This is a genomic window from Sphingobium sp. (genome assembly GCF_035511395.1).
Taxonomy (GTDB): Bacteria; Pseudomonadota; Alphaproteobacteria; order Sphingomonadales; family Sphingomonadaceae; genus Sphingobium.
The window spans coordinates 17,191-27,824 of sequence record NZ_DATKFP010000241.1 but is presented as its reverse complement, the minus strand read 5'-3'; the positions used below and the strand labels follow the sequence as shown (position 1 = coordinate 27,824).

Genomic DNA, 10,634 nt, shown 5'->3' with positions numbered 1-10,634 from the left:
CATCGGTCGTTTGAATCCGTTCCGCATGTTGCGCTCGCGCTTCGCGGCGGTCGGAATATCCACCGTGACCACCAGAACCTGGACGCCCGTATCGCGCGCCCGGCGTACCAGATCGTCGTTAATTTCCTCCCGGCGAGTCAGATAGAGCTGGAACCAGGTTACGTCCGGGGCGATTTCCATCGCCGTTTCCAATGAATCGGAACTCGCGCTCGACATGACATAGGGTACGCCCATCGCGTGCGCGGCACGCGCGAGCATCAGATCCGCACCCGGCCGGAACATCCCTAAAAGCCCCATGGGGGCGATGCCGAAAGGACTGGCATATTCGCGCCCGAACAAGGTCGTCGACTGGTCGATGCGGTCGGCGCCCGTCAGATAGCGCGGCAAAAGTCGGTACCGCCGGAACGCCGCGAGATTATGGTCGAGCGCCTCTTCACCGTCCACGCCGCCGTCTATAAAATCGAAAATCAGACGGGGGAGATAGGATTTAGCAAGCAACCGTATGTCGTCGGTATTGACGACCTTTGTCAATTTCATTCCCAATTTTCCCTCATCCAGATTTCCAGTGGGGATCGGCGCGCGCCCTGTTATCTCTCGCTACCACCACGTCCATGCCGCTTTCCCTTATTCGTACTCGAAACCGACCGGCATGATCAGCGCATTGGGACCGTTCGCGGATGCGGCCCAGGCCTGTTCGACCGCGGCGCGCAAATCGTCTCCCTCGCCGACCCTGCGACAGGGAATGCCGAAGCCCTCGATCATGTCCTTCATGTCCGGCCCCAACGTGCGCATGTCCATGTTGAGGTAACCGACTTTCTGCGGATTCGCGGAGGGACCGAGCGCCTCGACGTAATTGCGTTCGTAATTGCGGGTTGAGGCATAGCCATGATTGTCCAGGATGATCAGCGTGATCGGCAGGTTCATCGTCTTGATCGTCCACAGCGCCGCCATACCGAAACGAAGGCTGCCATCGCCTAGGATGCAGGTGACCGGTTCGCCCGATGCGAGCGCGACGCCCACGGCAGCGCCTGTCGCCCAGCCAAGCGAACTGCCGTTGGTACCCATGTAGCGGCGCCCGTCCTTCGATTTCAGCGCCTTCTGCACGAAGCCCGCGCCCATCACCGATTCGTCCACGATCCAGCCGCGATCAAGTGCATCATGGAGCGGCTCGACGCAGCGGGCGAATCCTGCGAACAGCTTTGCAAGGGCAGCACCGGGACGCAGGACGGGCGGCCTTGGCGCGGCCCAATCGTCGCGAACCCTGATTAGAGCTTCGGTCGGCGGCGACGCCTCCATCGCCTCCAGAAGTGTCTTGGCGAAGGCAGCGGGATCACTGGCCGAAACCCAGTCGAAGCGGCGCATCGATTCCAACCGCGCGGGGTCAATATTGACCTGAGCGACGAAACGGGCGTTCGGGAAATATGCGCCCCGGCGCGGGCTTGCCTCAGTGATCGCCCGCGTGCCGAGTAGCAGGACGACATCGGCGTCCGGCTCCAGCCCCGACATGGCCAGATTGGCGCGGCAATGGCTGTGCCCCGGAGCGATACCGAGCGCATCGATCAGCGTGCCTTCATAAGCCACCGGGATGTTGAAGCGCTCCGCAATGCGTTCAACCGCTTCCGCGCCGCCCAGCCTACGGACCTGCCCGCCGACGACGATCAGCGGCCGCTGCGCGGTGCGCAGCTGCTCCGCCACGGCAGCGACGTCTGGCACGCCCGGAGCACCATGCGTCGAGCGGCGTTCCTCCAGAACCGGCGCGGGATCGAGCATCACATCCTCGCAGACCGACAGAAAGACCGGGCCGCCCGGTGTGCCTTCGGCGACGCGCTTGGCGTGTTCCAGCCAGTTGCGAGCTGATGCTCCCTTGGTCAGCTCGTGCGCCAGCCGCACGAAGGGCTTGGCGAGCGGGACGGTGTCACCCTCGCAATAAGCGCCGAGTTCAGTGCGCGCGGTCGACAGCTGCTGTGAAGCGATGATGATGACAGACGAATCGTCGCGAGCGGCGTTATAGAGGTTGGCCAGCGCATTCGCGGTGCCAGGCAACATGTAAACCAACGCGATCCCGGATCCCTTCACCCGCGCATAGCCGTCCGCCGCCGCGACCGTCACCGATTCATGGATAGTCGGGACGAGTTCTATCTCCGTGCGCTGCAAGGTGTGGAAGATGGAGACGAGCTGACTGCCCGGCAGGCCGAATATATGCTGATAGCCGTGGTCGACCAAAAATTCCACGATCTCCTCAGCGCCAGTCTTGCCCAGTCCCGTCATCCTGTTCGTCCTGTTGCAGCCCTGCGCTGCAAAGGCGCATGAGCATTGAGTTTCTGAACCCATGCTTTCGACCTTGCCGCAACCGAGTCAACCAACGCGGCCAGCACAACACAGGTGCGATCCTATTATCGCTACTGCACAGACACCCGCACCGCCGCGAGTACAAAGCTGACAGTGTCAGCGGACATCTGCACGGTCGCATCGATAGCGGTCTGATCCATCATATATGCGTGGACTGAGGCCAAACCGCCCGTCAGGGTAAAGGCGCTCTGGACGCTGGCGCATTGTCACGTCATCGGGCTGAGGCAATTGGTTAGCCGGAGACTCCGCATGATCGATCCCGGAGCCGACCCGAATGTCAGGGTATTCGGTAGCCCGCACCGCTATTATCAGGGGCCGGACGCCCTGAACCGGCTACCGGCGCTGTGCGCCGGGATCGGGAGCAAGCCGCTGCTAGTCGTCGATGCCGGCGTGCTCGCATTGCTGGAAGGGCGACTTGAGAAGCTGTTCGCGGGCCGTGCTCACGGCATCGCCAGCTTCCAGGGCGAAGTCACTATCAATGCTATCGACGCACTGGCCAAGAAGGCCGGCACCGAAAGATGCGACCTGATCGTCGGCATGGGTGGCGGCAAGGCACTGGACGCCGGGAAAGGCTGCGCGATCCGGGCGAGGCTCCGTTTCGTGTCGGTGCCCACCGTCGCGTCGAACGACAGTCCGACCGCGACGGCCCTAGCCATCTATGACGACCGCCATAGGATCGTCGCGGTGGAATCGCTTGACCGCAATCCCGAAGCCGTGGTGGTCGACACAAGGTTGATCGCCGCCGCGCCGCCCCGGTTCCTGCTCGCAGGCATGGGCGACGCCATCGCCAAGAAATTCGAGGGCGAAGCGTCGCAGCGCCATGGCGGGCGCAATGCGCATCATAGCCATGCGCTGCGCACGGCGGGCTATATCGCCGACGGCTGTTACCGCACGATCCGCGAATTCGGCATCGCCGCCATGGCGGCTGCGGGTGTCAGCGTGCCCAATGAAGCGCTGGAGGCCGTGGTGGAGGCGAACATATTAATGGCGGGGCTGGGCTTCGAGAATATGGGCCTTGGCATTGCGCACGGGCTGGCGCGGGGGCTGGTCCGCGTCCCCGGCATCTCAGACGCGCCGCATGGATTCCATATCGCTTATGGCACGCTGGTTTTGCTCGCGGCAGAGGGGCGGCCAGACGCCTTCATTCAGGATCTGCTCGACTTTTACGGCGCGGTAGGTCTGCCGCGCAGCCTGGCCGAACTCGGCATGACCGGCATCGACCCGGACGTGCTGCGAGGCATCGCCACCAGCAGCGTGATCGCGCCGGAGGGCGCGTACCTCCTGATGCCGGTCGGCGCCGATGCGCTGGTCGCGGCTATGGAAGATATCGAGCGTTTCCAATTCGATCGTTCACAATGAACGATTCGGAAAATGCGGTAACGAAAGCCCAGAGCAGTACTTCGGAGCGCTGAGAGGGAGTGTAACAAATGCATGATTTTTCGGGCAAGACAGTGCTGGTGACGGGCGGCACTGGCGGGATCGGCGGCGCGGTCTCCACCGCTTTCGCCAGGGCGGGCGCGAATGTCATCGCAGCCGGTTGGGGTCAGGCCGAACTCGACGCGCGCCGCACCGATCCTGATTTTGCGAGGATCTCCATCGTCGAACTGAATGTGGGAAGCGACGCGGCCGTGCAAGCGCTCGCTGACGAGACGCCTGCTCTGGACATATTGGTGAACTGCGCGGGCATCTCCGCGCGCGACGATCCGTTCGCGGTCGAAACCTTCGTCAACAACTATGACATCAACATGCTGGGCACGCTACGCCTGTGCAACGCCTTCCTGCCACATCTGGAAGCGAGCGGCACAGGCGCCATCGTCAACACCGCGTCGATGATGAGCTTCCTGGGCAGCGGCACCTCCCCTGCCTACGCCGCGAGCAAGGGCGCGGTCGCGCAGGCGACCAAGAGCATGGCGATCGCCTGGGCGGCCAAGGGCATCCGGGTGAACGCGATTGCGCCGGGCTGGATCAAGACGCCGATGTCGGCAGCGGCGGTGCATGAGCCGGCTTTCACCGCGCGCGTCGCGCAGCGCACGCCTATGGGCGGTTGGGGGGAACCCCATCATCTGGCAGGGCCTGTACTGTTCCTGGCATCACCCGATGCGGCATGGGTCACAGGCGTAATCTTGCCGGTTGACGGCGGCTATCTGGCCTTCTGACCGGCAAGCATGTGACTTCCCCGACGCGCCGAATCACCGGCTGTGAGCCTGCCCGGATCATCAGTCGAGCAAGAATAAGACCACCCTGTTTATCCATTATCGCTTCATTAGCGGAATGGAATTCTGCCATCACCTCACATGTACGATGGGTGCGCGATCGATCGTCGATTTGTCTGGACGCTTTCGGCCCCGTCCGGCACCGCCGCCGACATATCGGGAAGATACGAAAGGATCACTGATGGATATCAAGGGAGCATCGGCGCTGGTAGTCGGCGGCGCGGGCGGCTTCGGCGCAGCGACGACACGGCGCCTGGTCGAGGCCGGCGCGCACGTCATCATCGCGGACATGGCTGAAGAAAAGGGCGTGGCGCTTGCTGCGGAACTCGGCGCGTCGGCACAGTTCCTGAAGACCGACGTGCTGGACGAAGAGTCCGTGGCACGCGCGATCGCAGCCGCGACCGCCAAAGGCCCACTACGCGCCGCGGTCGTCGTCCATGGCGGACCGACCGCCGCAACGCGGTTGGTCAACAAGGAAGGAAAGCGCTATCCGTTCGCGACATTCCGCCGCACCGTTGACATCTTCCTGAACGGCACTTTTCATGTACTCAGCCAAGCAGCCGAGGCAATGGCGGCAAATAAGCCGCTGGCCGACAATCAGCGTGGCGTCGTGATCACCACCGCATCGATCGCGGGTTTCGAAGGGCAGGTCGGCCAGACGGATTATTCGGCGGCCAAGGGTGGCGTGATCGGCCTGACCCTGACCGCCGCGCGCGACCTTGCCCCACTCGGCATCCGCGTGATGTGCATCGCGCCGGGCACGTTCCTGACACCTGCCTATGGCATGCCTGCCGAACAGGCACAGGCGATTTGGGGCCCTAATGTTCCCAACCCCAAGCGCATGGGAGATCCGGACGAATATGCGCGGCTCGCCGCGCACATCGTCGACAATGACTTCCTTAATGGCGAGACAATCCGCATCGATGGTGCGCAGCGCTTCAACCTGAAATAACAAAGGGGGACCACGGCATCGGCGGCGATCCATGCCATCGATGCCGTGGCATGTTCTGGCGAGAAATGCTCAAGACTTAAGGCGGAGGATTCGGACAGGAAGGGGTCAGACGGATAGACTCAATGTCCGCCGACTTACGGATGCCAATGGCAGTCAAGCAGCTGTCCACCGATCGTGCAACGGTACGCGCACTCAGCATAGACCTCGCGGCTTTGCGTTCCGATCCCGGCGCGACTGCCCAGTCGAAATCGAGCGCCTCGCCAACCAAGTAGCATCATCACGGCATGGGATTAAATATTTTTTCCGCTGCTTACGGACAATCATTTGGCTTGGGCCGCAACAGCGCCCGCCCGGCGCTCGCCCCGGTCGTCCGGCTGTCGCTCACCGCCAGGGCTCCGTTCACATAGAGCTTCGCCACACCCACGCTCAACTCACGCGGATGGACGTAATCGGCGCGCGGTGCATATCTTGCCGGATCGATCACCACCACATCGGCATAATAGCCGGGCTTTAGATAGCCGCGATGGTCCAGCTTGTAGATGTCCGCCGTCAACCCCGTCGATTGCCGTACGAAGGTCTGGAGGCTGATGACCTTCCGGTCGCGCACATATTGGACATATTTTTCCGGAAAGGTCGCGAACATGCGCGGATGACCATCCGAGCCGTCCGACGATGTCACGACCCACGGCTGTTTCATAAGCAGGTCGACATCGGCCTGCGCCATGTTGAACGACGCGACCGCCGTGCCCTTGCCCTTCTTGCCCGGCTCCTTCGTCTCGATGCTCTGGCGGATGATCCGCAGCGCCGCGTCCCGCGGATTGAGCTTCCACTCGGTCGCCACCTGCTCCAGCGTCTTGCCGGTCCAGGGGAAATCCTGCGCGATCAGCAGCAGCGCCTTCGCTCCGCCGCGACGGCGCATATTGTTCTGCATCTCGTCGCGGATCTTCGCCAGCAGTGCCGGATCGTCCAGCCGCTTGACCAGCGCGTCACCGCCGCCGTCGACCGCCCATCCCGGCAGCAGCGACGCGTCCAGGCTCGATCCCGACGCCAGCCAGGGATATTGGTCGGCGGTCACATCTTGCCCCGCCTTGCGCGCTGCCTCGATTTCCGCGATCACGGCCGGCGCCTGCCCCTGCACATCGACGCCCAGCGCCTTGAGATGCGCGAAATGCACCGGCATGCCCGCATCCTTGCCGATTGCGATCGCTTCCCTTACCGATCCCAGCAGACCGATAGTATAGCTGGACTCGTCCCGCTGGTGCGTGTCGTAGATGCCGCCCCGCATCGCTGCCTCTCGCGCGACCACGATAACCTCATCGGTCTTCGCAAAGCTCTGCGGCGGATAGAACAGCCCGGCCGAAAAGCCGGTTGCGCCCTCGCACATCCCCTTGGCGACCAACGCCCGCATAGCGCCCAGCTCCTGCGCCTTGGGCGCGCGAGCATCCTTGCCCAGCACCCGTTCGCGCACTGCCCCGAAACCGATTAAGGGCACGACATTGGTGCCGATCCCCGATGCCTGAAGTTTGGCCGCATCCGCGCCGACGTCGGGCGTGCCGTAGCCGTCGACGCCGATCATCACCGTGCTGACGCCCTGGTCCAGCCAGGCGGCATTGACCCTTGTTGCTTTGTCCGGCGAACGAATGAAACTGTCGGCATGGGTATGGGCGTCAATGAAGCCCGGCGCGACGATCATTCCCTTGGCGTCGATCACTTGCGCCGCCTCAACGCCCTTGGACCGGCCGACATAGACAATCCGGTCCCCCTTCAGAGCGACGTCGCCCACATAGGGCTGCCCCGTCCCGCCATCATAGATGGTGCCGCCTTTGATGAGCACATCCGCCCTCTCGGCCGGCGCGGCCTTCCCGATCGCCGCAATGGCGAACAGGCCGCCCGCCAGCAGCAGGGACCGAAGATGACGCGAAGCGGAGGAAGACGGCATGGGCATTTGGTCCTTGGAAGCTGAGCCTTATCGGCAACATGGCCTCGATATGTCGCAGCCGTCCAGTGCGGCCTGTTGCATGGCCTATAACCGGATGTCATAGCGGTTCGACGCGTCACTGTCGTTGGCTGCAAGGACGGGCCGCAGTCAGAGGGGATAACGCCTATGAACCTGCGCCAGATCGAGATTTTCCACGCCGTCTATCTGCACGGCACGGTCAGCGCCGCCGCCCGCGCGCTCAACGTGTCGCAGCCTGCCGTGACCAAGGTGCTGCGTCATGCCGAACGCTCCATCGGCCTGCCTTTGTTCGAGCGCGCCAAGGGCCGGTTGATCCCGACCCAGGATGCCCGCACCCTCTTCGCCGAAGTCTCCGACATTCAGGACCGGGTGCGGTCGCTGCGTCAGGCGGCCCAGAATATGCGCCATGGACGCGGCGCGCTGCTCCGCGTCTCCGCGCTGCCGTCGCTCGGCCTTGGCGCGATCCCCGATGCGGTCGCGCGTTTCCTGCGCGGGCATGAGGACATCATGTTCGACCTCCAAACGTTGCATCATGATGAAATGGTACGCAAACTTTACGAGCGCGAAACCGACATCGCGATCAGCTTCGAAGTACCCCTGTCCGCCCCCGTCGCCCATCAGGTGATCGGCGAGGGCGAACTGGTCGTCCTCTACCGCGAGGAGGATATGCCCGAAGCGCCCAGCCGCCTCCATCTGGAGGAACTGCGCGACCACAAGTTCATCAGCCCGGTCCAGAGCGGACCGATTGGCCGCGTCCTCTCCAGCGAACTCAACCGCCTCGACGTCGAACTGGACGAGGTCGTTTCGGCCCGCACCTATTATATCGCCGCCGCCCTGGTTCGCGCGGGGGTCGGCATGGCGATCGTCGACAATTTCACCGCCCACGCCTCCACGACGCAGGGCCTGTCGAGCCGGCCACTCCAGCCGGCTATCACCTTCGACATCAACGCCGTCTATCTCCAGAACCGGCCGCCGTCGAAGACCGCATCCGAATTTCTCGACCTCCTGTCGGAGGTGATCGAGAGCCTATAGCGTCAGGCTATAGCCTATGTGGGCCTTGCTATTGGGGCTGATCCGCCCGGAGCGGTAAAGCGGACGTCCCATCAGCACAGGTTCGGAAACGCCATGATCGCCACCCCCTATCTCCTCTATCTCGGCCACAGCAATGACGAGATCGGCATCAAGACGTCTCGCGGCCTTGCGGTATTCCGCCCGGACATCTGCGTGGGCGAGTTCCGCCATGACGATTGCGGCCTGACGCTCAGCCTCCCGCGCATGGACTTCGCCGCTGCCTATGCCGCCGGCGCCCGGACGCTGGTGCTGGGCATCGCCAATGCCGGCGGCAGGCTCGGCGAAGATCTGGTGCGCGATGCCCTCGCGGCGATGGAAGTCGGCCTCGACATCGCGTCCGGCCTGCACCAGCGGTTGAAGGACGAACCGCGTCTGGTCGAAGCCGCTGCGCGCCTTGGCCGTGCGCTCCACGATGTCCGCGATCCGCACGACGACATTCCGGTCGGCAATGGCAGGAAGCGCGCGGGCAAGCGCCTCCTGACCGTCGGCACCGACTGTTCGGTCGGCAAGATGTATACGACGCTCTGCCTTGCCCGTGCGCTCGCGGCGCGCGGCGTGCCTGCCGATTTCCGCGCCACCGGCCAGACCGGCATATTGATCGCGGGCGATGGTGTACCGCTCGACGCAGTGGTGGCGGACTTCATCTCCGGCGCGATCGAACAGATTTCGCCCGATCGCCATGATGGCGGCTGGGATCTGATCGAGGGGCAGGGTTCGCTCTTCCATCCTTCCTTCGCGGGCGTGTCGACGGGCTTGCTCCATGGCGCCCAGGCCGACGCGCTGGTGCTCTGCCATGACCCGATGCGCCAGAGCATGCGCGGCCTGCCGCACTACACCCCGCCCGGTCTGGCCGAATGTCTGGAAGCGAACCTGCGCACCGCGCGGCTAACCAATCCGGACGTCCGCGTCGTCGGCATCGCGCTTAACACTTCGGCGATGGCAGAAGCCGACGCCATCGCGCTATGCGCCCGCACGGCCGAAGAGTTCGGCTTGCCCTGTTCCGATCCCTATCGCATGGGTGTGGAGGCGATCCTCGACCGGCTGCTGGAGAGCGACGCCGCGATAGCCGCCCCCGTCACGGAGAATGCCTGAATCCCATGCGCCGCACGCTGACCGCCCTGGGGGAGATTTTCCCCCTCGCCACTCCCTTCCGCATCTCGCGCGGCGTCAAGACCGCTGCGGAGGTCGTTACCGTCACCGTCTCTGAAGATGGCATCGTCGGCTGGGGCGAATGCGTCCCCTACCCGCGCTATGGCGAGAGCGTCGACACTAGCATAGCCGAGATCGAAGCGGTGCGGGAGGCGTTGGAAAGCGGCATCGGCCGTCGCGGCCTGCTCGAAATCCTGCCGGCGGGTGCGGCACGCAATGCGGTAGACTGCGCGCTTTGGGATCTGGAACTGAAGCTGACGGGCGGCGATCTCGCGACCGCCCTCGGCCTCGAAAAGCCGCTGCGCCCTATCGCCACCGCCATGACCGTCGGCCTCGACACGCCCGACGCCATGGGACTGGCCGCCGCCGCGCTGGCCGATGTGCCGCTCATCAAGGTGAAGGTCGATCGCAACGATCCCGCCGCCCAGCTCCGCGCCGTTCGCGCCGCCGCGCCAAGGCCGCGCATGATCGTCGACCCCAATGAAAGCTGGACCATCGCGGAGGTCAGCGACCTTCAGGCTCTGATGCTGGACCTGCGCATCGACCTGCTGGAACAGCCGCTGCCCGCGCATGAGGATGGCGACCTGAACGGCTTCCAATCGGCCATCCTGATCGCCGCCGACGAATCCGTCCATGTCGCCGCCGATCTCGATAGCCTGCCCAACGGCTATGGCGTGGTGAATATCAAGCTCGACAAGGCGGGCGGCCTCACCGCCGCGCTCGACCTTGCCGAAGCGGCGCGCACCCATGGCCTTGCCGTCATGACCGGCTGCATGATCTGCTCCTCGCTCTCGATTGCGCCCGCCTGGGCGATCGCGGCCGGCAGCGCCTTCGTCGATCTCGACGGGCCGCTCTGGCTCTCGGCCGATCGCGAGGGCGGAGTCACTGGCGATCGCGGCCATCTGCTGCCACCGCGGCCGGGCTTCTGGGGCGGACTGTAACC

Annotated in this window: 9 protein-coding genes; 6 read left to right on the top strand and 3 right to left on the bottom strand. The window is 64.2% G+C overall.

Annotated features, from left to right (window positions below; translation table 11 throughout):
- Both VMR39_RS17185 and VMR39_RS17180 read right to left on the bottom strand, forming a co-directional pair.
- Window positions 1–531 (bottom strand): alpha-hydroxy acid oxidase (locus VMR39_RS17185; RefSeq protein WP_325417292.1); only part of this gene is annotated, 531 nt, incomplete at its 3' end.
- 93 nt (window positions 532–624) lie between these two features.
- Window positions 625–2,268: a thiamine pyrophosphate-binding protein gene (locus VMR39_RS17180; protein WP_325417290.1), complete on the bottom strand. Its 1,644-nt coding sequence runs from the start codon at window positions 2,266–2,268 to the stop codon at window positions 625–627.
- 330 nt (window positions 2,269–2,598) lie between these two features.
- Between VMR39_RS17180 and VMR39_RS17175 the strand changes: the two genes are divergently transcribed.
- From VMR39_RS17175 to VMR39_RS17165, 3 genes are all read left to right on the top strand, one after another.
- Window positions 2,599–3,708 carry a glycerol dehydrogenase gene (locus tag VMR39_RS17175; RefSeq protein ID WP_325417288.1) on the top strand — a complete coding sequence of 370 codons (1,110 nt, stop codon included), beginning with the start codon at window positions 2,599–2,601 and terminating at the stop codon, window positions 3,706–3,708.
- A 68-nt stretch (window positions 3,709–3,776) separates the two neighbouring features.
- A complete protein-coding gene (locus VMR39_RS17170; RefSeq protein WP_325417286.1) occupies window positions 3,777–4,505 on the top strand; it encodes an SDR family NAD(P)-dependent oxidoreductase in 729 nt (242 codons plus the stop codon).
- A 238-nt stretch (window positions 4,506–4,743) separates the two neighbouring features.
- A complete protein-coding gene (locus VMR39_RS17165; RefSeq protein WP_325417285.1) occupies window positions 4,744–5,514 on the top strand; it encodes an SDR family NAD(P)-dependent oxidoreductase in 771 nt (256 codons plus the stop codon).
- A 310-nt stretch (window positions 5,515–5,824) separates the two neighbouring features.
- Here the strand turns inward: VMR39_RS17165 and VMR39_RS17160 are convergent, their stop codons facing one another.
- Window positions 5,825–7,453: an N-acyl-D-amino-acid deacylase family protein gene (locus tag VMR39_RS17160; RefSeq protein ID WP_325417283.1), complete on the bottom strand. Its 1,629-nt coding sequence runs from the start codon at window positions 7,451–7,453 to the stop codon at window positions 5,825–5,827.
- Between the two features lie 165 nt (window positions 7,454–7,618).
- Here VMR39_RS17160 and VMR39_RS17155 point away from each other — a divergent pair, with 165 nt between their 5' ends.
- The 3 genes from VMR39_RS17155 (at window position 7,619) to dgcA (ending at window position 10,632) form a co-directional block, all read left to right on the top strand.
- Window positions 7,619–8,503: a LysR family transcriptional regulator gene (locus tag VMR39_RS17155; protein ID WP_325417281.1), complete on the top strand. Its 885-nt coding sequence runs from the start codon at window positions 7,619–7,621 to the stop codon at window positions 8,501–8,503.
- 93 nt (window positions 8,504–8,596) lie between these two features.
- On the top strand, window positions 8,597–9,634 hold the full coding sequence (gene dgcN, locus VMR39_RS17150) for an N-acetyltransferase DgcN (RefSeq protein ID WP_325417280.1): 1,038 nt from the start codon (window positions 8,597–8,599) through the stop codon (window positions 9,632–9,634).
- Window positions 9,635–9,639: 5 nt separating this feature from the next.
- Entirely contained in the window at window positions 9,640–10,632 is a 993-nt protein-coding gene (dgcA, locus tag VMR39_RS17145) for an N-acetyl-D-Glu racemase DgcA (protein ID WP_325417278.1), read from the top strand.
- Window positions 10,633–10,634 lie beyond the last annotated feature (2 nt).

Excerpts from the sequence above, each read along its gene's own strand:
- dgcA (WP_325417278.1), top strand. The coding sequence starts at position 9,640 with ATGCGCCGCACGCTGACCGCCCTGGGGGAGATTTTCCCCCTCGCCACT.
- VMR39_RS17160 (WP_325417283.1), bottom strand. The coding sequence starts at position 7,453 with ATGCCGTCTTCCTCCGCTTCGCGTCATCTTCGGTCCCTGCTGCTGGCG.
- VMR39_RS17165 (WP_325417285.1), top strand. The coding sequence starts at position 4,744 with ATGGATATCAAGGGAGCATCGGCGCTGGTAGTCGGCGGCGCGGGCGGC.
- VMR39_RS17155 (WP_325417281.1), top strand. The coding sequence starts at position 7,619 with ATGAACCTGCGCCAGATCGAGATTTTCCACGCCGTCTATCTGCACGGC.
- VMR39_RS17180 (WP_325417290.1), bottom strand. The coding sequence starts at position 2,268 with ATGACGGGACTGGGCAAGACTGGCGCTGAGGAGATCGTGGAATTTTTG.
- dgcN (WP_325417280.1), top strand. The coding sequence starts at position 8,597 with ATGATCGCCACCCCCTATCTCCTCTATCTCGGCCACAGCAATGACGAG.
- VMR39_RS17170 (WP_325417286.1), top strand. The coding sequence starts at position 3,777 with ATGCATGATTTTTCGGGCAAGACAGTGCTGGTGACGGGCGGCACTGGC.
- VMR39_RS17175 (WP_325417288.1), top strand. The coding sequence starts at position 2,599 with ATGATCGATCCCGGAGCCGACCCGAATGTCAGGGTATTCGGTAGCCCG.